Below are 22,758 nucleotides of genomic sequence, written 5' to 3'. Positions count from 1 at the left end.
ACATGGAAATCCAAGGAGTGAGGCAATGACAAAGCGCGGACTTATTCTCGACGGCGGCACGGGCCGCGAGCTCGAACGGATCGGCGCGCCTTTCCGGCAGCCGGAATGGTCGGCCCTGGCTTTGATGGAGGCTCCCGAATTCGTTCGTCAGGTGCATGACAATTATATCGAGGCCGGCGCCGACGTCATCACCACCAACAGCTATGCCGTGGTGCCGTTCCATATCGGCGACGAGCGCTTCGAGGCCGATGGCGCCATGCTGGCGGCGCGCGCCGGGCGCATCGCCCGCGAAGCCGCCGATGCTTCCAAGGACCGCACGATTTTGGTTGCCGGCTCGCTGCCGCCGGTGTTCGGCTCGTATCAGCCGGATCTTTTCGACCCCAAGCGGGCAGGGCACTATCTCGACACGCTGGTTAGCGGCATGGCGCCTTACGTGGATCTGTGGCTGGCCGAAACCCAGAGCAGCCTTGCCGAAGCGCGGGCCGCCCGCGAGGCGACGCTTTCGACCGGCAAGCCTCTCTGGGTCTCCTTCACCCTGCGTGACGATCTCGCCCCTTCGGACATGCCGGAGCCGCTGCTGCGCTCGAACGAGACGGTCAAGGCCGCCGCTGAGCTGGTCGCCTCCTTCGGCGCCGAGGCCATGCTTTTCAATTGCAGCATGCCGGAAGTCATGGAAGCGGCCATCGAGACGGCGCGCGCGACTTTCTCTGCCCTGGGCGCGAATATTCAGGTCGGCGTCTATGCCAATGCTTTCCCCTCGCAGCAGGACGACGAAGAGGCGAACGCGACGCTGACCGAAATCCGCAACGATCTCGATCCCGACAGCTACGGCCAGTGGGCCGGCCGCTGGGCCGCCTCCGGCGCCAGCATCATCGGCGGCTGCTGCGGCATCGGCGTGGATCATATTCACGCTCTGTCGGGCCGCTATTGCTGCGTCTGAGATTTTCCATGTGGTGCGATGAGGCAAGGCCGGTCCGACCGGCCAAGCCTCAAAGTGCGCCGCTTCTGTTGAGCGAGATCGCGTAGACGCTCGTGGTCGCGGTGATGAAAAGCTTGTGCTTGCCGCGTCCGCCGAAGCAGAGGTTGGATACGGTTTCGGGAACTAGCAGCTTGCCCATCAGATGGCCGTCCGGCGCGATGCAATGGACGCCGTCGCGCGCCGAGGACCAGAGATTGCCGTCGCTGTCGAGCCGCATTCCGTCGGCGCAGCCCGGCGAGATCACATGAAAGACCTCGCCGCCAGTCAGCCGCCAGTTTTCGCCGACATTGAAGACGCGGATGTGCTGCGGATCGCTGCTGTGCATGCGGCCGGTATCGGCGACATAGAGCTTCTTTTCGTCCGGGCTAAAGGCGAGCCCGTTCGGGCAGTTGAAATCGGTGAGAACGGCCGAGATCGAGCCGGTGGGATCGACCCGATAGACGTTGCAGGGCAGTTCCTGCTCGCTCCTATGGCCTTCATAGTCGGTAGCAATGCCGTAATGCGGGTCGGTGAACCAGATGGCGCCATCCGAGGCGACGATGACGTCGTTGGGCGAATTCAGCCGCTTGCCCTGATAGCTGTCGGCGATGACGGTGATGGTGCCGTCATATTCCGTGCGCGTGACGCGCCGTCCGCCATGTTCGCAGCTTATGAGGCGGCCCTGCCGGTCGCGTGTGTGACCGTTGGAGAAATTCGACGGCTCGCGGAAGATGCTGGTGCCTAGGCCGGGTATCCAGCGCATGATGCGGTTGTTGGGGATATCGGAAAACAGCAGGCAGTTCTGATCGCCGAACCAGACAGGTCCTTCCACCCAGTCGAAGCCGGTGGCGATCTGCTTTACGGGAGCGTTGCCGAGGACGAACCGACCGAAAGCCGGGTCCACGATTTCGAAGAACGACATTTTGACATTACCTCCCATAATGTTGCATTCTGTTATCGATAACATAATCGGATGCGTCCGCAAGCGGGAGGATAATGCATGAGCCATGTTGTGGCGTCGAGTGTCTTGAGCGACGAGGGCGTGATGACGCTGCTGAACGCGGCGATCGGCGAGGCCACCGCTATGGGGCAGCCGCAATGCATCGTCATTGTCGATGCGAGCGGCGTAACGCTGGCGTCTTTCCGCATGCGCGGATCACGCTTCCTGTCGCTGAAAAGCGCGCTTGCCAAGGCGCGCACGGCGGCATCCATCGGCGCGCCGAGCCATTCCGTTCCCGAGCATGCCAAGCTTCTGCTGGCGGCCGCCACCCAAGGCGAGGCGACGGGGCTGCGAGGCGGGCTTCCCATCCGCATCTCCGGCGTGCTTGTCGGCGCAATCGGCGTCGGGTCCGGCTCGGGAGAGCAGGACGAGGCGGTTGCTCTTGTCGCGCTGAAGGCGATCGGCGCGGATCTGGACTGAAAAGCCTGGTCATTCGCGAGTAGGGCCTGCCGGCAGATCATCCTTGCCGGCAGGCCCTTTTATTTGGTGCGTCAGGCGAAGACGATCTGCGCCTTCATCGCCCGGCTGCGATCCGAGGCAATCTCGAAGGCACTGATGGCGTCATTCAGCGGCACGGAATGGGTGATCAGCGGCTTTACGTCGATCAGGCTCTTGCGCATCAGGTCGACGCCGAAGGCGAATTCCTCATGGAAGCGGAACGAGCCGCGCAGGTCCAGTTCCTTGGCGGTGATGGCCAGCATGGGCAGTGTCATGTCGCCACCGATACCCAGCTGCACGATGATGCCGCGCGGCCGCAGCGCGGCGATGCCGCCGACGAGGGCAGGAGCGGCGCCCGAGCATTCATAGAGGACGTCGAAAGTGCCCTTGTCGGCCGAATAGGCGGCGAGCGCCTCCGGGTCTTCCTTCGTATTGATAACCCTGTCCGCGCCAGCCTGTTTTGCAAGGGAAAGCGTGAAATCCGACAGATCGGTCGCGACGATTTCCACGGCCCCGGCGCGGCGCGCGGCGAGAATAGACAGCACGCCGATCGGTCCGCAGCCGGTCACGAGGACGCGCTTGCCGAGCAGCTCGCCGGCGCGTTTCGTCGCGTGCAGGGTGACGGCCAGCGGTTCGGCCATGGCCGCTTCGCCGGCCGTCAGGCCGTCGGCGGGAACGCACTGGATCGCATCGGCCACCAGCGTTTCGCGGAATGCGCCCTGAATATGCGGGAAGGGCATGGCGCTGCCGTAGAAGCGCATGTTCAGGCACTGATTGTGCAGGCCCTGCTGGCAGTAGCGGCAGGTCCGGCAGGGACGCGAGGGGGAAACGGCGACGAGCTGGCCGATCTCGAGCCCTTCGACGCCAGGGCCAAGTGCCGTAACCGTTGCGCTGACCTCATGGCCGAGGATCATCGGCTGCTTCAGGCGGACGGCGCCGAAGCCGCCGTGGTTGTAGTAATGCAGGTCGCTGCCGCAGACGCCGCCGGTGGCGAGCTTCAGCTTGACCTCTCCCGCACCCGGCTCCTCCTCCGGATAGTCCTCGATCCGCAAGTCCTTGGCGGCGTGAGCGACGATGGCTTTCATGTCTTTCTCCTTAGAGCAAATCCAGGAAAAGTGTGCAGCGGTTTCCCGTCCAGATTTGCGTAAAAACAACAGGTTAGAGCGTTTCAGCGGTTCCGTGAAGCGCGGATACGCTCTAAAGAACGGGTGTCAGCAACGGCTGGCCGGCAAAATGGGCGGCGAGATTGTCACGGACGAGCTGTCCCATGGCCTTGCGGGTCTCGATAGTACCCGAGGCGTGGTGGGGCTGCAAAAGAACATTGTCCAGCGTCAGAAAGCGCTCGTTGAGTTTCGGCTCGCCTTCGAAGACGTCGAGCGCCGCCGAGCCGAGCTTGCCTGTTTCCAACGCATCCAGCAGCGCGTCTTCGTCGATGTTGGAGGCGCGGGATATGTTGATCAGCATGCCTTCCGGTCCGAGCGCTTCGATCACTTCTTTTCCGACGATGTGACGGGTCGCGGCCGAGGCTGCCAGCGTCACGAACAGGAAATCGGACTGCTCCGCCAGCTTCACCGGATCGGCCACGAATTCCATGTCCGTCGCGTAGCTCTTCGCCTCGACGTCGGAATAGGCGATCTGCATGTCGAAGCCCTTCAGGCGCTTGGCGACCTCGAAGCCGATGCGTCCGAGGCCGAGCACGCCGGCGCGACGTCCCCAGACGCGGCGCTTCAGCGGATAGAGGCCCTTGCTCGCCCAGCTTCCGTCGCGCACCCATGTTTCGGCGCCGAGCATGCCGCGCGACTGGCAGAGCATCATGGCGATGCCGAGATCGGCGACATCATTGGTGAGCACGTCGGGCGTGTTCGTCACGCGGATACCGCGTTCGCGGCAGGCTGCGAGATCGACCGCGTCGAAACCGACGCCATAGACCGAGATCACCTCCAGCTTGGGGCAGGCCTCGATCATGGCGCGATTAGCGCCAAGCTCGCCGCGCGTGGCGATCGCCCGCACCGATGGGCCGACATCGGCCAGAAGCGCCGTCTTGTCCGTCGATTCGAAATAGCGGTGAACGTGGAATGCCGCGTCCAGAGGTTCCTGATCCCATTGCGGATAGGGTCCGATCTGAAGGATTATGGGCTTGTCCATCTTTTTGTCTGCTCCCTTGACATCGAATGTTATCGATAACATAAACAGGGAGAACAATGCTTGTCGAGATAAAAAACGGAGGAAACGATGTCTCTTGGCCTCTTCGATCTGAAAGGGCGGCGCGCCCTCGTGACGGGTTCGTCCCAGGGCATCGGGCTTGCGCTTGCCAAGGGATTGGCGGATGCGGGCGCCGAGCTGGTGCTCAATGGCCGCGATGCCGAAAAGCTTTCCAAGGCTGCGGCTTCCTTTGCCGGTAAGGTTCATGTCCTGCCCTTCGATGCGACGGATCATGAGGCGGCTCGAAAGGCGATAGACACGTTCGAAGCCGAGACCGGCGCCATCGATGTCCTGGTCAACAATGCCGGCATGCAGTTCCGCTCGCCGCTGGAGGAGTTCCCCGCCGATGCTTTCGAGCGGCTGCTTCGGACCAACATATCCAGCGTGTTCAACGTCGGACAGGCCGCCGCCCGCCATATGATCAAGCGCGGCGCCGGCAAGATCATCAACATCGCCAGCGTCCAGACCGCATTGGCGCGGCCCTCGATCGCGCCCTATACCGCGACCAAGGGGGCCGTCGGCAATCTCACCAAGGGCATGGCAACGGATTGGGCCAAGTACGGGCTGCAGTGCAACGCCATTGCGCCGGGCTATTTCGATACGCCGCTGAACGCGGCGCTCGTCGCCGACGCCGATTTCTCGGCATGGCTGGAAAAGCGTACGCCGGCCGGGCGCTGGGGACGTGTCGAGGAACTGGTCGGTGCCTGCATCTTCCTGGCCTCCGATGCATCCTCCTTCGTCAACGGTCATGTGCTTTATGTCGACGGAGGCATCACCGCGTCGCTTTAAGGCGTGCACGGCGGCCGATATCGATCGGCCGATCAATCGATGCTCAACTGGGAGGAGGATGAGCCATGAGCAACAAAGTGGCACTGATCGGCGCCGGCGCCATGGGCGGCGCCATCGGCGCACGGCTGGTGGAGACCGGCAACCATCTGACGGTCTTCGACCTCGACAAGGAAAAGGTGGCGGTGCTGGTGGAAAAAGGCGCGACTGCCGCCGCCAGCGCGGCGCAGGCAGCGTCCGTGTCGGACTATGTCATTCTCAGCCTGAATTCTCCGCAGATCGTCCGTGCCGCCGTGTTCAACGCCGGTGGTGTCGCTGAGGGCGCCAGGGCCGGAGCGCTGATCATCGACATGTCCTCCATCGACCCGGATGCGACGAAGGCGCTCGCCGCCGATGCGGCGGAAAAGGGCTTGCGCTGGGTGGATAGCCCGCTGTCCGGAGGCGCGCCCAAGGCGCTGATCGGCCAATTGACGCTGATGGCCGGCGGCCGCGAACAGGATGTCGCCGATGCGCATCAGGTGCTGAAGCATGTCGCCTCGAACTATACGCATATGGGGCCGTCAGGCGCGGGACAGACCACGAAGCTGATCAACCAGGTGCTGTGCGCGCTGAATTTCCTCGCCGTGGCGGAAGCGACGCAACTGGCGCTCGATGCCGGTGTGGATGCCGCCAAGATCCCGCAGGCGCTGAAGGGCGGGCGTGCCGACAGCGCGCTCTTGCAGGAATACATGCCGCGCTACGTGGCCAAGGATTATCGCCGCACCGGCCGGATCGACAACATGGTCAAGGATCTGAATGGCGCGCAGGATCTTGCCCGGCGCACCAACACTGCCATGCCGCTGACGGCGGTTTGTGCGGAGGTCCATCGCATGCTGACGGCGGCCGGCCTCGGCGGCGAGGATCAGGCGGCGCTGATGGAGTTTTTCAAGGGACCGGACAAGGAGATCGCCGGATGATAACACGCTATGCCTTGTTCGAGGGGAAGGTGAGGGATGGCGAGACCGAGGCATTCCGCGCTGCCGTGATGCAGACGATCCTGCCGAAGTGGAAGCAGTTTCCAGGCGCCCTCGACGTCCGCGTGTCTTTCGCGGAGAGCCGGGACGAGGGCGCTCCGGAATATCCCATGATCCTCGCCATCAACTACCCCGATCTTGCGGCCGTCGAGGCGGCACTCGCGAGCCCCGCGCGTGCCGAGGCCCGTGCCGCGACGGAAGCCGTGCTGTCCCGCTTCTTCGAAGGGCGTATCCATCATCATGTGACGCTCGCGAATGAATTCACGCTTTAAGCCGCTTGCCGCGACCGCTATCCGATTGGGCCAGGCTCGCCGTCTCGTCCCAAGATAAGCGAAGGGCATGCACTTGCCATCCGGAGGCGACGCATATTAGTTTCGTGGTAACGATAACATAGGCTGTCGATGAGCAATATCCGCAAGCCGCCGACCATGGCTGACATTGCCCGCGTCATGGGAGTTTCCCCGATGACGGTGTCGCGCGCGTTCAAGGCCGACAGCCTGGTCAGTGCCGATACCAGGGAGGCCATTCTCAAGGCCGCCGAGGATCTCGGTTATGTCTTCGACAGCACGGCATCCAACCTGCGCTCGCAGAAATCCGATTTTGTCGCCGTTACGATCCCGTCGATCAACAACGCCAATTTCGCGGATACCGTCGGCGGGCTTACCGATACGCTTGCCGCGCGCAACATGCAGATTCTGTTGGGCTATACCAACTATAACATCGAGGAGGAGGAGCGGCTCATCGAGCAGCTTCTGCGCCGCAAGCCGCAGGCGATCGTCGTCACCGGCGGCAGGCATACGCCGCGCGCCCGGCGCCTGCTGGAAACGGTCAATATACCGGTGATCGAAACCTGGGATATTCCCGGCGAGCCGATCGACCATTACGTGGGGTTCTCCAACGCGGATGCCGTGCGCCAGATGGTGGACCATTTCGTCGGCGCGGGCCATCGCCGTATCGCCTTCATCGGTGGCGATGTCGGGCGCGACACGCGCGGCAGCGAACGGCGTTTAGGCTTCATTGCCGCGATGCAGGCGCATGGGCTGGACGCATCCCGCCTGATTGCCGCCGGCGCGCCGCCGATTTCGATGCGCGAGGGCGCCAATGCGATGGCGCGATTGATCGAGAATTATCCGGATACGGAAGCCATCGTCTGCGTCTCCGATCTCGCCGCCTACGGCGCGCTGACGGAATGTCGCCGGCTCGGTGTCGCGGTGCCGGAGCGGTTCGCGATCGGCGGCTTTGGCAATTACGAGATCGGTGAGGTCTGCGTGCCGACGCTGACGACGATCAACGCCTTCGCTCGCGAGATCGGGGAGAAGACGGCGCGGCTGATCCTGGATATTCTCGACAATCAGGCTGCGGAAAACGTCCGGATATCGCCGGAGCTGATTGTTCGCGACAGCAGTCGCTGATCGATGATTGCCGTCAAAAGCAAAGCGCGGCCCATGGGCCGCGCTTCTTTCTTTTCCATGAGACCGGGGGTCACTTGCCCCAAATCTTCTTGTACTGATCCTTATAGCCGTTGCCGGGATCGAAGGTGTTCTGCGGACCGCCGTCGAATTCGACATTGTCGGCCGTCACCACATGCAGCGGCGACAGATAGCCCGACCATTTTTCGCCCGCAAAGGCGCGGTTGAGCTCGTCCACGAGCTGCCAGCCCTGCAGGTTCAGCGGTTCGGCGACCGTGACCTTCTGGAATTGGCCGGCGCGAATGCGCTCATAGGCGGATTGCGAGCCGTCGCCGGCGGCGACGTTGATCGGCGCGTCGGTGCCGCCCTTGCCGGCCGACGCGAGAGACGGGCCCATGAAGTCGAAATAGAGGTCGTTGATGGCAAGCGAATGCGTCCAGCTATCGCCGTATTTCTGCAGGAGCGACGTGGTGAGCTGCGGCATGCGCTGCGATGTCTCGGCGATGGGCGTATCGACATATTCGAGCACCTTGCCGCCAAGCCGCTCGATCTCGGCCTTCATCTTGTCGGCCTTGGCGATGGCGATGGCATAGGTCGAATCCGTGAAGATGATGACACCCGGCTTGCCCTTGGCGTCGACAAAGGCCCAGTCGGCCGCGGCCTTCGACACTTCCATCGCATCGGTGCTGACATTTGCGAACAGGCCGCTCTTGTCGTCCGGGCCGATGACCGGGCCGGCGTGCCAGGCGACCAGCGGGATCTTTGCCTCCTTCGCCTGTTCCAGGGCGGGTGCCTGTTCGACCGCGTCGAAGCCATCGATGATGATGCCGTCCGGCTTGAGCGCGATCGCCTGGCCGAAGGCCGCGGTTCTTCCCCCGATCGAACCGGCGCCATCGAGCACCTTGACTTGCCAGCCGATCGCCTTGGCCGCTTCCTCGACGCCGTTGCTGACGCCGAGAATGCCGCCGTTCTTGAGATCGCCGGCGAGAACCACGATGGTCTTGCCCGCCTGTGCCTTGGGACCGGTGGTCGGGCCGTCCCATTGCTTGACCGCCGAGGCATATTTGTCGACGACGGCCTTGGCGTCGGCCAGCGGATCGGCGAAGGCCTGGGTGGTGCATAGCATCAGCAAGCCGGTGGTTGCCTGCAGGAAATATCTGCGTTTCATTGTCTGTCTCCTCCCTTTGGAAATCAAAGCAATATGATCTTCAGTTATTCTGTGGTCTTGGCGGGTAGTTGCGGCTTCTGCGCCGGTGCCATCCTCCCGGTGTGGCTGCGGCGGCGCTGGGCGTAGCCGGCGATGCCGATGGCCACCAGCAGGGTGACGCCGTTGAACAGCGGCTCCACGTAGAACGAACCGCCGATCTGCTGGATGCCGGCAATGCCGACCGCCAGGATGATGACACCGATCATCGTGCCCCAGACATTGACGCGGCCGGGCTTGATGGTGGTGGAGCCGAGGAAGGCGCCGACGAGCGCCGGCAGAAGATATTCCAGGCCGACGCTCGCCTGGCCGATGCGCAGCTTCGAGGCGAGCAGGACGCCGGCGACGGCGGCAAGCGTGCCCGAGGTCACGAAAGCACCGATGACGAAACGGCGCACCGGGATGCCGTTCAGGGCGGCGGCCTTCGGATTGGCGCCGATGGCATAGATGTAGCGGCCGATCGGCGTGTATTCGAGGATGACCCACATCACGAAGGCCAGGGCCAGGACATAGAGCCCGGTGATCGGCAGGCCGAAGACCATGGTTCCGTTGAGGGCATAGAAGCCCTGCGGCAGCATGCCGACTACCTGCCGGCCGCCGGTATGCCAGAGTGCTATGGCGTAAAGCACGGTGCCGGTGCCGAGGGTGGCGATGAAGCTGTCGATCTTGGCGATTTCGACCAGCAGCCCGTTCAGGAAGCCGGTAAGCGCGCCGAGCAGCAGCACGATCAGAACGGCGACCGGCCAGGGCAGGCCGAACATGGTCTGCAGGCTGATGGCCAGCACGTGCCAGAGCACGATCCCGTAGCCGATCGTCAGGTCGATGCGCCCGGCGGCCATCGGGATCATCGCCGCCAGCGACAGGATGGCGATGATCGTCTTGTCCGAGACGATCGAACGCAGATTGAGCAGCGTCGGGAAGGTCTGCGGTAGCAGGATGGAAAATAAGAGGATCAGCAGGGCGGTCAGGATGACGAGCCCGTAGACCGGCAGAAGCCGCTGGATCTTCTGGCCGAAGCTCATTCCCGCCAGCTCGGATCGGGTGGGTTCGAGCGCATTGGATTCGATCGATTGCATGGGGGTTCTTCTCCGATTTAGGCGGCTTCGGATGCGGACGCGGCGGCGATGACCGCCGGTGTCGTCAGTGCGGCGCCACTCAGTTCCCGCACGATCCGGCCGCGCGAGAACACCAGGGCACGATGGCAGATATGGGCGATCTCCTCGAAGTCGGTGGACACGACGAGGACAGCGAGCCCTCCTTCCACCGCCTCGGCGATCAGCCGGTAGATGTCCGCCTTGGCGCCGACATCGACGCCGGCGGTGGGATCTTCGGCGATCAGCAGTTTGCGACCCGTTGTCAGCCAGCGGCCGACGACCACCTTCTGTTGGTTGCCGCCCGACAGGGCCTCGATCGCCAGTGCCTGGTCATTGGGCCTGAGGCCGACGCGGCCGCCCAGTGCATAGGCCATCTCGGCCTCGCGCTTCGGCGATAGAAACGAGAGCAGGTTGCGGCCGGATGCGCCGGGATTGAGGAATGTGTTTTCCCTGAGGCTCAGCGACATGGCGACCGACTCCTCCGTCCGGTCCCTGGCGATGAGGCCGATGCCGGACGCCATGGCGGCGACGGGACTGGAAAGATCCGGCTCGGCACCGTTCAGCCGGACCGAGCCGCTCGATGGCTCGCAGCCGAAGAGCGCCCGTCCGATCAGCTCCTGGCCGGCGCCCCGCAGGCCGACGAGGCCGAGAAGCTCCCCTTGGCGGATGTCGAAGGAGACGGGACCGGCACCGCGGCAGGACAGCTCCTTGACCGAAACGATGGCCGGACCGGCGCTACGCTCGGCCTTGACGAAAAGCTGGTCGGCCTTGCGACCGACGATCATGCGGATAAGTTCGTCGGATGTGGTGTCGGAAACCGGCTTCTGACCGACGAGCTGTCCGTCGCGCAGCACCGCGACGCGGTCGGCGATCCGGAAGATTTCGTCCAGGCGATGCGAGACGTAGATCATCGCGACGCCGCGCTCCTTCAGCGGGCGGATGGCGGCGAACAGCTTCTCGACTTCATCGGCGGGCAAGCTTGCCGTAGGCTCGTCAAGCACGAGCACATCGGCCTCCACGGCCAGCGCGCGGGCGATCGCCACCAGGGATTTTTCGGTGCGAGTCAACTCCTGTACGCGGGTCGACGGATCGAAATCGCAGCCGACCAGTTTCAGGGCCTCGGCGGTGCGCCGCTCGGTCGCCCGCCAGTCGATCAGGCGGCCGCGCAGCGAATAGCCCTGCGCCAGGCCCACATTTTCACCGACGGTCATCCATTCGATCAGCCCGAGATCCTGATGGATGAAGGCGACCGGCTGGCGCTGGTTCGGCTGTGGCGGGCGGTGATGATAGGGCTTGCCGCGAAACAGGATCTGGCCGCCATCCGGCCGATAGATGCCCGCGAGCGTCTTGATGAGCGTCGATTTTCCCGCGCCGTTCTCGCCGAGCAGCGCCAGGATCTCTCCGGATTTGAGATCCAGCGAGACGTTCGACAGGGCACGCGTTCCACCGAATTCCTTGGTGATATCGCAAAATTCGAGCAGCTTCCCGTCGTCCATCTCGCTCCTCCCAAAGCTTCGATGAGGTGAGGCTATGTTATCGATAACATTCCGTCAAGAGGCTCTGTCGAGCAGGCGCCTTGTCAAAGGGATCGCGAGGAGGAGCGCGCCTCTTCGGAGTATCTGGCTATCGGTTCGTCAATACGGTGCCCAGCCAATGCTGCTGGTTTTGGTGCGTGGATATACGCACAACTTAAAGTAACTTTATGCTTCAAATAGGTAATACTTTCATATTATGAATGAATATGATGTCATTTCACCGCTTTTTCGAATGTCACGGAGAATGATTGAAGCTTCATTCTTCTTTTTACTAAAGTATGGCCGAGGGAATTTTGGAAGATCGCGCCTTATTGTGGACAATACTATTGTGTCTTGGATAGAAAATACGTTGCGGCGTGTTGCATGCGGTATGCGTGCTGATATCGTTGGTGGGATTATAGCAATCGCGGATCTGCTTTTTAGAGGCTGAAGGCGCACCATGCGTGCTTTCGGAGATCGCCTGTTCAGGAGCGTAAATGAGGTACGTCACTCAATCTGATTTCAAGATTGTGCAGGCCAGCCCCGATGCGATGTCGGAGCATTATGCCAAGACCCTGTCGCCCGCGCTCGTGGAGCCATTGCAGCCGGATGCCTTGATCTCCGTGGAGGATCGTCATTTCGCCGTCGGGCGCTGCGATGTCTGGAATGGGAAATGTCATTCCGGAATGAAGGTGACGCTTTCGCGGGCGCCGGACGCCTACGCGCTTTACCTGCCGTCGTCCGGAGTGATGGAAGTGGATACGGGCCGCAAGCAACTCGTTTCGAAGCCGGCAACGGCGCTTCTCGCCGATATGTCCCGCTTCGAGCGGTTGACGCTTCATGAGGATCGCAGCCATATCGGCATGGCCTTCGAGAAATCCGCCATGATCCAGCAGTTGAGCGAATTGCTGGACGCACCCGTCGTTGGCCGTATCGATTTCGACCATGCGATCGACCTGGCAACGGTATCCGGCGCGCGGATAGCGGCACTCGGCCATCTCGTTTGGAATTCTCTGAATGTCGCGGAGGCGGATCGGCCCTCATCGGCCTTTGTCGAGCGGTTGATGCAGGCGATGATGATCGCGTTGCTCGAGAGCGTTCCCAACAACTATTCGGCGCGGCTGGAAAGACCGGTTTCTCCGGCGATTCCAAAGCGCCTGAAGCGGGCGATCGAATATATGCACGCCAATGTTTCCTCGCCGATGGGAATTGCCGATATCGCGCAGGAAGCTGGTACGAGCGTGAGAGCGCTGCAGGCCGCCTTTCAGCAGTTCAAGAACACCACGCCACTGAACTACCTCCGGGCGATCCGCCTGGAAGGTGCCCGCAAAGCCCTGACGGACCCGAAGTGCTGTCAGTCGGTTGCCGACGTGGCGCGAAGTTGGGGATTTTCCCATATGGGCCGTTTTGCGGCGCTCTATCACCAATCGTTTGGCGAGATGCCGTCGAACACGGCCAAAATGGGGAGAGGCGACAGCCTGTAGAGGCGGTTGGCAGGCATCGATGCCGGATGCCGTACTTTGTTCAAGGCGCGCAAAGTTTATACCGAATACGCAGGAAAGCGGATCGCCGTCCCCTGCCGATCGTCATCCCGCATTGAAGTTCAATGGGCTATAGGACAGTCTCGCAGCGGTTGCTGTTGCCTGGTATCGATCGGTACGGACAACAACGACTCCCGCCCGTCGACACCCCAACTTCGATGGGCGGGATTTCCTCGAGACGCTATCCTGGCGCTCGGCCCGCCGTTCCTCCTTTCACGATGAGAGATTCCCGCCCATAAGCGATGGCAGCAATGTCAGTCGCCGAAATGACGCGCGAGGCCGGATTTCCATCGGCCGACGAATGTCCGTCGAAGGCCCTTCGAGTATTGGAAGCTCTTGCCGGATGTCAAAAAAGTATCAGTTCTTGGTGCATGGCGTAGTAGCGGCTGACGACATCCGCGCGTAACGTCGCTTTATCGGATCGTTCCGTGTCTCTGGGAGGAGGTGCGACGAGACAATGATCGAAGGCGAAGGGAGGTATGCAGGATGAGCCCCGATTTGGAAGTGGTTGCCATTGGCAGCGGCGAGTCCTTCAAGGCCTGGGAGCATGGTTATCCCTACCGCACGGTTCGCTGGCATTTTCATCCCGAATACGAGATCCATCATGTGGTCGCCACGACGGGCCAATATTTCGTCGGTGATTTCATCGGCGAATTCGAGCCGGGAAATCTGATCCTGACGGGACCGAACCTGCCGCACAACTGGGTCAGCGACGTGCCGCCGGGCACCTGCCTGCCGCTGCGCTGCCGCGTGTTGCAGTTTTCCGAATTCTTCCTTGCGGACGCTACCAAGATATTTCCAGAACTTTCCGCCTGCGCCGGTATCCTGGAAATGAGCCGGCGCGGCGCGCTCTTCACGCCCGAGACCGCCGCGATCGTCGGGCCGATCCTGGGCGAACTCGTGGAGGCGCAGGGTATCCGCCGTATCGAGCTCTTCATGAATGTGCTGAATGCGCTGAGTTCGGCGCAGGGCACGCGCACGCTTGCGAGCGCGCTCTATCATCCCGATCCCTCCGGCTTCATGTCGGCCGGCGTCAACAAGGCGCTTGCCTATATCAATGCGCATCTGACCGAGCCGTTCAGCGAAGGGGATCTGGCAGCGCTCACCGGGCAGAGCCCCAGCTCGTTTTCCCGCAGTTTTCGTCGGCATACCGGCATGGCGTTGGTACAATATGTCAATCGTCTGCGCGTCAACTTTGCCTGCCATCTGCTGATGAGCCAGTCGGACATGTCGATCACCGACATCTGCTTTGCGACGGGCTTCAACAATATCTCGAATTTCAATCGCCGTTTTCTGGAGCAGAAGGGCATGGCGCCCTCGCGGTTCAGGGCGTTGCTGGCGCAAAACATGGGAGCGGTGGAGGCCGCCTAAGAAGGGGAGGACAGGGAGGAACGGACAACAATTTGGGCAAGGCGAAACGGGCGGCTGACGGCCGCACGAGGGGATGTCTTGTCTCGAAAAAGCCGGCTGGCGAAGGCTGGAAAGCCCGCCGAGGCCAGGCTCATGCGGGGACCCGGGCTCGAGCGACGAACCGGGAACCTGATCGAAACCTTTACATTTGGAACGGAGAAATTCCAATGAGCAAATTTGCATGGAAACTGGCGGGTGCGGCAGCGCTTGCCGCGGGTCTTCTGAGCGGAGCATCCGCCTTCGCGCAGTCGGCGAAGGTGACGGATGCGACCGTTGCCTTCCTCATGCCCGACCAGAGCTCGACCCGCTATGAAGAGCATGATTATCCGGGCTTCCAGGCAGAGATGAAGAAGCTCTGCGCTGGCTGCAAGGTGATCTATCAGAATGCCAATGGCGATGCCTCGCGCCAGCAGCAGCAGTTCAATTCGGCGATCTCGCAGGGTGCCAAGGCAATCGTGCTCGATCCGGTCGATTCGACGGCGGCGGCATCGCTCGTCAAGCTTGCCCAGAGCCAGGGCGTCAAGGTCATCGCCTATGACCGGCCGATCCCCTCCGCCGCCGCGGACTATTATGTTTCCTTCAACAACGAGGAAATCGGCAAGGCGATCGCCAAGTCGCTTGTCGATCATTTGAAGGCGAAAGGCGTGAAGGCCGGTGATGGCGGTCTTCTCGAAATCAACGGTTCTCCGACCGATGCGGCCGCCGGTCTCATCAAGAAGGGCATCCATGCCGGTCTTGCCGACGGCGGCTATCCGGTGCTGGCCGAATTCGACACGCCGGAATGGGCGCCGCCGAAGGCGCAGCAATGGGCAAGCGGCCAGATCACCCGCTTCGGCAAGAAGATCGTCGGTGTCGTCGCGGCCAATGACGGCACGGGCGGTGCCGCCGTCGCGGCCTTCAAGGCGGCCGGTGTGGACCCGGTTCCGCCCGTGACCGGCAACGACGCGACGATTGCCGGCCTGCAGCTCATCATCGCCGGCGATCAGTACAACACCATCTCCAAGCCGAGCGAGATCGTGGCGGCAGCAGCGGCGAATGTTGCCATTCAATTGCTGTCGGGCGAAACGCCGAAGGCCGATACCAAGCTCTTTGACACGCCGACGCAACTCTTCACGCCGGCGCTGGTGACGGCGGAAAACCTTAAGGCCGAGATCATCGACAAGCAGGTCAACGGCAAGCCGATCCAGACTGCGGAGCAACTGTGCGGTGACCGCTATGCCGAAGGCTGCAAGACGCTCGGCATCATCAAGTAATACCTCCCAGACCAAATCCCGGCCGTCCAGCGCGGCGGCCGGGAGATCGCCAGGGAAACAGGCCAAATCAACGAAAGGCTCGCGACACATGACCGGCGCCAGCGACCACCCAAGCCCGACAGGCGAGCTCATCCTCAGCCTCAAGGGCATTTCCAAACATTTCGGTGCCGTCTCGGCGCTCACCGATATCGATCTCGACGTGCATGCCGGCGAAGTCGTGGCACTCGTCGGCGACAACGGCGCCGGCAAGTCGACGCTCGTCAAGGTTCTGGCCGGGGTGCATCAGCCGAGCTCGGGAACCATTACCTTCCGTGGCGACAAGGTGACGCTCGGCGATCCAAGCGCCGCGCTGTCTCTCGGGATCGCGACCGTCTTCCAGGACCTTGCCCTTTGCGAGAATCTCGATGTGGTCGCCAACATCTTTCTGGGACGCGAATTGAGCCCGCTGCAGCTTGACGAGACGGCGATGGAGGTTCGCGCCTGGACGCTGCTGAACGAGCTTTCGGCCCGCATCCCGAGCGTGCGCATTCCGATCGCTTCGCTGTCGGGCGGACAACGGCAGACGGTGGCGATTGCGCGTTCGCTGCTGCTCGAGCCGAAGATCATCCTGCTAGACGAGCCGACGGCCGCGCTCGGTGTCGCCCAGACGGCCGAGGTGCTGAACCTCATCGAGCGGGTGCGCGACCGCGGCCTCGGCGTGGTGATGATCAGCCATAATATGGAGGATGTCCGGGCTGTGGCAGATCGTATCGTCGTGCTCCGGCTTGGCCGCAACAATGGCATCTTCTACCCGGATGCATCGAACCAGGAACTCGTCAGCGCCATTACCGGTGCGACGGAAAATGCCGTTTCCCGCCGCGCCAGCCGCCGTCAGGCGCAGCAGGACAGCGGGCAGGAGGGTCGGATATGACAGGCAATACAAAACAAGCCGTGACGCTGCTCGACCGCAGCGATGTTCGTGTCAATCACGATGCCGGGCTTGCGGCGACGATCCGCTCGTCGATCGACAAAGTGCGCTCCGGCGATCTCGGATCGCTGCCGGTGGTCGTCGGCCTGGTCATCATCTGGACCGTCTTCGGCACGCTCAACCCGACCTTTCTATCGAGCAACAATCTCGCCAACCTGCTTTTCGACGCCTCGACCGTCGGCGTGATCTCGCTCGGTATCGTCTGCGTGCTGATGGTCGGCGAAATCGATCTTTCCGTCGGCTCCATCAGCGGTTTCGCCTCGGCCATGGTCGGCATGCTCTGGGTCAACGAGGGCTGGCCGGTCGCGGCAGCCATCCTCGCGGCGCTCATCGTCGGCGGCGTGATCGGATCGCTCTATGCCTTGCTTTTCAACCGGCTGGGCATGCCGAGCTTCGTGTCGACGCTGGCGGGCCTGCTCGCGGTGCTCGGCATGCAGCTCTATCTGCTCGGCGCTACCGGTTCCATCAACCTGCCCTATGGTTCGGCGGTCGTGAACTTCGGTCAGCTATTGGTCATCCCCAAGCCGCTCGCCTATCTTTTCGCGCTGCTTCCGGGCATTGCGATGCTGTGGACGGGCTATCGCGCCGCCGAGCGCCGCCGGAAAGCCAACCTGTCGGCCCGCTCGCTGAGCGGCCTCGTCATCCGTTCGCTCGCGCTGACCGCAGCCCTGGTGTTTGTCGCTTTCTACCTCAATCAGGATCGCGGCATTCCCTGGATGTTCGCGCTCTTCGTGGTGCTCGTCATCGTCATGAACTATGCGCTGACCCGCACCCAATGGGGTCGGTCGATGGCAGCCGTTGGCGGCAATCGCGAGGCGGCGCGGCGCGCCGGCATCAATGTCCGGCGCATCTATACCAGCGCCTTCGTTCTCTGCGCGATGTTTGCGGCACTCGGGGGCGTGATGGCCGCCGCGCGCCTTGCCTCGGCAAGCCAGCAGGCCGGCACCGGCGATGTCAATCTGAATGCGATCGCCGCCGCCGTGATTGGCGGGACCAGCCTCTTCGGCGGACGCGGCAGCGCCTATTCCTCGCTGCTCGGCATCATCGTCATTCAGTCGATCGCCAGCGGGCTCACCATGTTGGATCTGTCGTCGGCCCTTCGCTACATGATCACCGGTGCGGTCCTTGCCATCGCCGTCATCGTCGATTCCGTCGCTCGCCGCTCCCGCGCTTCGCACGGGCGGGCCTGATACCCAGAGCGGCTCAGCATTTCACGGAAGCCCTGAGCCGCTCTATCCCATTGTTTTGACGCAATTCCGGACGGAAAACCGCTGACGCACTTTTCCTGGAATTGCTCTAAAAAGTAGGACCCTCATGAGACAGGATTTTTCCGGTAAAGTCGCGGCGATCACCGGCGCCGCCTCCGGCATCGGGCTTGAATGCGCCAAGGCATTGCTGAACGAGGGCGCGAGTGTCGCGCTCATCGACAGGGCCGAGGACAGGCTGAAGGAACTGGCGGCGGAACTGGGCCCGCGCGCCTTTCCTGTCGTTATCGACCTCACCAATCCGGCAAGCGTGGCGACGATGCTGCCGCAGATCCTCGACACGTTCGGCAAGCTGGATATCTTTCATGCCAATGCCGGCGCCTATATCGGCGGGGAAGTGGCCGAAGGCGATCCCGACGCCTGGGACCGGATGCTGAACCTCAACATTAACGCCGCCTTCCGTTCCGTGCGGGCCGTACTGCCGCATATGGTGGAGCGGAAGACCGGAGATATCATCATGACCAGCTCCATTGCCGGGCTGGTGCCGGTCGTCTGGGAGCCGATCTATACGGCTTCCAAGCATGCCATACAGGCGTTTACCCACACGGTGCGCCGTCAGGTCGCCAAGCATGGCATCCGTGTCGGCGCCGTGGCGCCGGGGCCGGTGGTGACCGCGCTCATCAGCGACTGGCCGCAGGCAAAGCTTGACGAAGCCATCGCGGCTGGTGGATTGATGGAGGCGACGGAGGTCGCCGAGGCGGTGATCTTCATGCTCTCGAGGCCGCGCAACATCACGATCCGCGACCTCGTCATCCTGCCGCTCAGCACGGATTTGTGACCATGACCGCTTATTTCGTTGGCATCGATGTGGGCACCGGCAGCGCAAGGGCAGGCGTCTTCGACGGTGCCGGCAGGCTGCGGGGCTCGGCAAAGCGGCCGATCACCATCTGGCACGAGGCCGGACATGTCGTCGAGCAGTCGAGCGAGCAGATATGGCAGGCGGTCTGCGGCAGCGTCCGCGAGGCCGTTGCCGAGGCGGGCATCAGTGCCTCCGAGGTGGCGGGCGTCGGCTTCGATGCGACTTGCTCGCTGGTTGCCGTCAAGGCCGATGGTTCGCCCGTCGCGGTCGGCCCTTCCGGCGATCCCGCCCGCAACATCATTGTATGGATGGATCATCGCGCCGCCGGCGAGGCGGCGGAGATCAATGCCGGCGATCATGAGGTGCTGCGCTATGTCGGCGGGCGCATCTCGCCGGAGATGGAGACGCCGAAACTCCTCTGGCTGAAGCGGAACCTGCCGCAATCCTTCGCCGCCGCCGATCATTTCTTCGATCTCGCCGATTATCTGACATGGCGGGCGACCGGCTCGCTCAGCCGCTCGGTTTGCACCGTCACCTGCAAATGGACCTATCTCGCGCATGAGAAGCGCTGGGATGCGGCCTATTTCCGGGATATCGGTCTGGCCGAGCTGGCCGATGAGGATTTTGCAAGGATCGGAACCGATATCGTCGATCCCGGCTCCGCCCTAGGCGGCGGCTTGCTCGAAAATGCCGCTCACGATCTCGGCCTTGCGGCCGGCACGCCGGTGGCCGCATCGCTGATCGATGCCCATGCCGGCGGGATCGGGACGCTCGGTGCTGCGGGGACGGATGGCAAGGTCCATCTCGAAAGCCGTCTCGCCTATATCTTCGGAACCTCCGCCTGCTCCATGGCGTCCAATGAGGCGCCGGTCTTCGTCGATGGTGTCTGGGGACCGTATTATTCGGCCATGGTGCCGGGACTGTGGCTGACGGAGGGAGGCCAGTCCGCAGCGGGTGCGGCGATCGATCATCTCGTCACCATGCATCCGGCCGCCGCCGAAGCTGCCTCCAAGGCCAAAGCCGCGGGCCTGTCACTGGTCGGCTGGCTGGAGCGGCAGGCGACCGAACTGAGCCCTGATCCGAAAGAGGCCGTAGCGCTTGCGCGGTCGATCCATGTCGTGCCGGAGTTTCTCGGCAATCGGTCTCCCCATGCCGATCCCGAGGCAAGGGCTGTCATCGCCGGGCTCGGCCTTGAAAACGACATTTCCGACCTCGTGTCCCTCTACATCGCCGGTCTTTGCGGGATCGGCTACGGCCTGCGCCAGCTCATCGAAACGCTTGCCGCCAATGGCATGCGCATCGATACGATCGTTGCGAGCGGCGGGGCGGCGCAAAGCAATCTGGTGCGCCAGATCCTCGCCGACACGACCAATGTCCCCGTCGCCGTGACCGACACCGAGGAGCCGGTGCTTCTGGGGGCGGCCATGCTGGGGGCGCTCGCCTCCGGCCGCTATCCGTCGCTGGATGCGGCTATGCATGCGATGTCGCGGTTTTCCGAGGTCTTCGCCCCCGCAGGCGGTCAGGTCGCTGCCCTTCATGAGAAGCGCTATGTGGCGTTCGAGCGGCTGCAGCGCGCTGAAAGGGACGTCCGTGCATTATTTTCCGGGACCTGACCATGTGCCATAGTCCACGATGCATGGGCTAGGCGTCACGAGCGACGGTCAGGCGTGTGGTGGCAAGGGCGCGCCCGAAAGCTTCGCCCTGACCCAGTCGGCGACGCGGTAATAGCGCAGCGTCATCTGCGGCGCGAATCCCATATAGAAGGGCGCGGCCGAAAGCGGTTCGATCTTCAGCGCCAGATCCTTGTCCGGCACGCCCTTGGCCCATTCGGACAGGATGCCGCCCAGCATGCTGCCTGTCGGCACGCCACGGCCGGACAGCCCTGTTAGCGCAACGACGCCGGGCGCGAGATCGTAGAGCCGCGGCACGGTCCGGTATTGCATGTCGAGTTCGCCGAACCAGAGAAAGTCCCAACGGATATCCTGCCTGATCTGCGGGTGCAGCCAGCGCAGCCGGTCCGACATCACCCGATGCGTATAGGCGAGATCGCGTCCGCGCCGTCCCATCGGGAACATCGAGGCGACGATGCGGCCCTCGGCATTGTATTTGTAGACATAGATATCGCCGCGGCCGTCATGGATCGTGGTGTTTTGCGGCAGGACGCTCATTCGCTCGTCCTCGGAGAGAGGCTGGGTCGCCGCCACGAAGACCCTCTGGATCTTGAAGGTGCGGTCGAGCCTGGGCCAGCCGCCGACCGTATAGGCGCCGGTGGCGAAGATGACCTTGTCAGCAACTACGGAGCCTTTTTCGGTCTTCACGACCCAGCCGCTGCCTTCGCGCTCGCAGCCCGTCACCGGCGAGCGCGTGTAGACGTGGCCGCCTTCCTGCAGGACGGCGCGCGCCAGGCCACGCGCATAGCCGAGCGGATTGAGGTGCCCGCCTTCCTCATGCAGCCAGCCGCCGAAGAAGCGGGGGCTGCCGGTGATCGCTTCCACTTCGCTTTTATCGAGAACCCGGGTGCGGGCGCCGACGGCATTGTAGTCGCGGGCTTTCGCCTCAAGCGTCTCGACCGCTTTCGGTGTCTGCGCACCCATCACATAGCCGTTTTGCTGCCATTCGCATTCGATCTGATAATGCCGGATCATGGTCGAGACCTGATCGTTGGCACGGGTCTGGCGGGCGATCAGGCGCTCGGCCCAGGGTTCGCCGAGCATGTGACGCAGTTCCGGCAAGCTGTAATGCGTGAAGGTCGGCGTGCAATGACCGGCATTGCGGCCCGAGCCGCCGAAGCCGACCTCCTGCGCCTCCAGCAACACGACGCGCACGCCATCCTTGGCGAGCGCAAGCGCGGTCGTCAAACCGGTATAGCCGCCGCCGACCACGCAGACATCGGCATCCACGCGGCCCTCGAGCGGCGTCGTGGCCGGAGCGGGAGTGGCGGTCGCATACCAGAGCGTGGTGGCAAAGGGAGAAAAGACCGTCACCGTCTAGCCCTTCTCAGTGGAGATCGCTGCGCGCGTCGAGCGCGTCGCGCAGGCCGTCGCCGATGAAGTTGAAACTGGTGACCGCCAGCGTGATGGCGACGCCGGGAACGATGGCGAGCCAGGGGGCGCTTGCCAGATATTGCTGGGCGCCGTTCAGCATATTGCCCCAGCTCGGAAGCGGCGGTTGGATACCGTAGCCGAGGAAGCTGACATAGGCTTCCAGCAGGATGGCGCGGGCGACCGTCAGCGTGGCGGCGACGATGATCGGGCCGATGGCGTTCGGCAGCAGCTCGCGAAACATGATCCATCTGTTGGAGAGGCCGAGCATGCGGGCGGCCAGCACGAAGTCGCGTTCGCGCAGCGACCGCACCTCTGCCTCGACGATGCGCGCCGTCTCCATCCAGCTCGTGACCGCGATGATGACGGTGATCATGAAGGGGCTCGGCTTGATGAAGGCGGCCAGCGCCAGCAGCAGAAAGATGCCCGGAAACGACAGGAAGGCATCGACGAAGCGCATCAGCACTGTCCCGATGCGTCCGCCGTAATAGCCGGCGACCACGCCGATTACCGTTCCGATCAACGTGCTGAGCACCATCGCGAAGAAGCCGACCAGAAGCGAAATCCGGCCCGCCATGAACAGGCGCACGGCAACGTCGCGACCGAGCGGATCGGTGCCGAAAATATGGTAGCCGGCGGTAAAGGGCGGCGCGAAACGGGCACGTAGGTCGATATAGAGTTCGTCATAGGGGAGCAGCGACGGTCCGAACAGGCAGGCAAGCACGATGAGCGTGATCATCGCGACGCCGAGCAGCGCGAGCCTGTGGCGCATGAAGCGACGCAGCGTGCGATTTTGCCACCAGCGCGAATGGGCGAAGACGGATTGGGAAAGAGTTGCGGGGGAGGAGGAAGACATGGCGTTTC

The 22,758-nt window shown here is 62.9% G+C and carries 21 protein-coding genes; 13 read left to right on the top strand and 8 right to left on the bottom strand.

What is annotated here, in order from left to right; all coding sequences use genetic code 11:
• Positions 1-25: 25 nt before the first annotated feature.
• Positions 26-940 (top strand): homocysteine S-methyltransferase family protein, encoded by a 915-nt coding sequence (locus FHX11_RS12840; RefSeq protein ID WP_184358010.1) that lies wholly within the window; start codon positions 26-28, stop codon positions 938-940.
• A 49-nt stretch (positions 941-989) separates the two neighbouring features.
• Here the strand turns inward: FHX11_RS12840 and FHX11_RS12835 are convergent, their stop codons facing one another.
• Entirely contained in the window at positions 990-1,880 is an 891-nt protein-coding gene (locus tag FHX11_RS12835) for an SMP-30/gluconolactonase/LRE family protein (RefSeq protein WP_184358009.1), read from the bottom strand.
• Positions 1,881-1,958: 78 nt separating this feature from the next.
• On the opposite strand from FHX11_RS12835, the gene FHX11_RS12830 reads away from it, so the two are divergent.
• Positions 1,959-2,378, top strand: a complete 420-nt coding sequence (locus FHX11_RS12830) for a heme-binding protein (RefSeq protein WP_184358008.1) — start codon at positions 1,959-1,961, stop codon at positions 2,376-2,378.
• Between the two features lie 71 nt (positions 2,379-2,449).
• Here FHX11_RS12830 and FHX11_RS12825 read toward each other — a convergent pair whose 3' ends face one another.
• Entirely contained in the window at positions 2,450-3,481 is a 1,032-nt protein-coding gene (locus tag FHX11_RS12825) for an L-idonate 5-dehydrogenase (RefSeq protein ID WP_184358007.1), read from the bottom strand.
• A 112-nt stretch (positions 3,482-3,593) separates the two neighbouring features.
• Complete coding sequence (locus FHX11_RS12820) at positions 3,594-4,541, bottom strand: 2-hydroxyacid dehydrogenase (protein WP_184358006.1); 948 nt, start codon at positions 4,539-4,541, stop codon at positions 3,594-3,596.
• 87 nt (positions 4,542-4,628) lie between these two features.
• On the opposite strand from FHX11_RS12820, the gene FHX11_RS12815 reads away from it, so the two are divergent.
• The 4 genes from FHX11_RS12815 (at position 4,629) to FHX11_RS12800 (ending at position 7,809) form a co-directional block, all read left to right on the top strand.
• A complete protein-coding gene (locus FHX11_RS12815) occupies positions 4,629-5,387 on the top strand; it encodes an SDR family oxidoreductase (protein ID WP_184358005.1) in 759 nt (252 codons plus the stop codon).
• Positions 5,388-5,452: 65 nt separating this feature from the next.
• Positions 5,453-6,340, top strand: a complete 888-nt coding sequence (locus tag FHX11_RS12810) for an NAD(P)-dependent oxidoreductase (RefSeq protein ID WP_184358004.1) — start codon at positions 5,453-5,455, stop codon at positions 6,338-6,340.
• A complete protein-coding gene (locus FHX11_RS12805) occupies positions 6,337-6,669 on the top strand; it encodes a hypothetical protein (protein WP_184358003.1) in 333 nt (110 codons plus the stop codon). Before FHX11_RS12810 ends, FHX11_RS12805 begins: the two co-directional genes overlap by 4 nt.
• A 129-nt stretch (positions 6,670-6,798) precedes the next feature.
• Positions 6,799-7,809, top strand: coding sequence for a LacI family DNA-binding transcriptional regulator (locus FHX11_RS12800; protein ID WP_184358002.1), 1,011 nt, complete (start codon positions 6,799-6,801; stop codon positions 7,807-7,809).
• A gap of 70 nt (positions 7,810-7,879) precedes the next feature.
• Here the strand turns inward: FHX11_RS12800 and FHX11_RS12795 are convergent, their stop codons facing one another.
• From FHX11_RS12795 to FHX11_RS12785, 3 genes are read right to left on the bottom strand one after another with little or no spacing between them, the layout of a single operon-like run.
• Entirely contained in the window at positions 7,880-8,974 is a 1,095-nt protein-coding gene (locus FHX11_RS12795; RefSeq protein ID WP_184358001.1) for a substrate-binding domain-containing protein, read from the bottom strand.
• A 44-nt stretch (positions 8,975-9,018) separates the two neighbouring features.
• Positions 9,019-10,086, bottom strand: coding sequence for an ABC transporter permease (locus tag FHX11_RS12790; protein ID WP_184358000.1), 1,068 nt, complete (start codon positions 10,084-10,086; stop codon positions 9,019-9,021).
• Between the two features lie 17 nt (positions 10,087-10,103).
• Positions 10,104-11,600 carry a sugar ABC transporter ATP-binding protein gene (locus FHX11_RS12785; protein ID WP_184357999.1) on the bottom strand — a complete coding sequence of 499 codons (1,497 nt, stop codon included), beginning with the start codon at positions 11,598-11,600 and terminating at the stop codon, positions 10,104-10,106.
• A gap of 515 nt (positions 11,601-12,115) precedes the next feature.
• Here FHX11_RS12785 and FHX11_RS12780 point away from each other — a divergent pair.
• The 7 genes from FHX11_RS12780 (at position 12,116) to FHX11_RS12750 (ending at position 20,466) form a co-directional block, all read left to right on the top strand.
• Positions 12,116-13,102: an AraC family transcriptional regulator gene (locus FHX11_RS12780; RefSeq protein WP_184357998.1), complete on the top strand. Its 987-nt coding sequence runs from the start codon at positions 12,116-12,118 to the stop codon at positions 13,100-13,102.
• 543 nt (positions 13,103-13,645) lie between these two features.
• On the top strand, positions 13,646-14,530 hold the full coding sequence (locus tag FHX11_RS12775; protein ID WP_184357997.1) for an AraC family transcriptional regulator: 885 nt from the start codon (positions 13,646-13,648) through the stop codon (positions 14,528-14,530).
• Between the two features lie 206 nt (positions 14,531-14,736).
• Positions 14,737-15,822 carry a sugar ABC transporter substrate-binding protein gene (locus FHX11_RS12770; protein WP_184357996.1) on the top strand — a complete coding sequence of 362 codons (1,086 nt, stop codon included), beginning with the start codon at positions 14,737-14,739 and terminating at the stop codon, positions 15,820-15,822.
• Positions 15,823-15,910: 88 nt separating this feature from the next.
• On the top strand, positions 15,911-16,732 hold the full coding sequence (locus FHX11_RS12765; RefSeq protein WP_184357995.1) for an ATP-binding cassette domain-containing protein: 822 nt from the start codon (positions 15,911-15,913) through the stop codon (positions 16,730-16,732).
• Positions 16,729-17,979, top strand: coding sequence for a sugar ABC transporter permease (locus FHX11_RS12760; RefSeq protein WP_184357994.1), 1,251 nt, complete (start codon positions 16,729-16,731; stop codon positions 17,977-17,979). Before FHX11_RS12765 ends, FHX11_RS12760 begins: the two co-directional genes overlap by 4 nt.
• Positions 17,980-18,103: 124 nt before the next feature.
• Complete coding sequence (locus tag FHX11_RS12755; RefSeq protein WP_184357993.1) at positions 18,104-18,832, top strand: SDR family oxidoreductase; 729 nt, start codon at positions 18,104-18,106, stop codon at positions 18,830-18,832.
• A 2-nt stretch (positions 18,833-18,834) separates the two neighbouring features.
• Positions 18,835-20,466, top strand: a complete 1,632-nt coding sequence (locus FHX11_RS12750; RefSeq protein ID WP_184357992.1) for an FGGY-family carbohydrate kinase — start codon at positions 18,835-18,837, stop codon at positions 20,464-20,466.
• A 48-nt stretch (positions 20,467-20,514) separates the two neighbouring features.
• On the opposite strand, the gene FHX11_RS12745 is transcribed toward FHX11_RS12750, so the two are convergent.
• Positions 20,515-21,837, bottom strand: coding sequence for an FAD-binding oxidoreductase (locus FHX11_RS12745; RefSeq protein ID WP_184357991.1), 1,323 nt, complete (start codon positions 21,835-21,837; stop codon positions 20,515-20,517).
• A 13-nt stretch (positions 21,838-21,850) separates the two neighbouring features.
• The gene (locus tag FHX11_RS12740) at positions 21,851-22,750 is read right to left on the bottom strand and encodes an ABC transporter permease (protein ID WP_184357990.1); all 900 of its coding nucleotides are present in this window, start codon (positions 22,748-22,750) and stop codon (positions 21,851-21,853) included.
• Positions 22,751-22,758 lie beyond the last annotated feature (8 nt).

It is taken from the genome of Rhizobium sp. BK602, assembly GCF_014195095.1.
Lineage (GTDB): Bacteria > Pseudomonadota > Alphaproteobacteria > Rhizobiales > Rhizobiaceae > Rhizobium.
The sequence above is the reverse complement of the archived record's forward strand: the minus strand, read 5'-3'. Positions and strand labels throughout refer to the sequence as shown.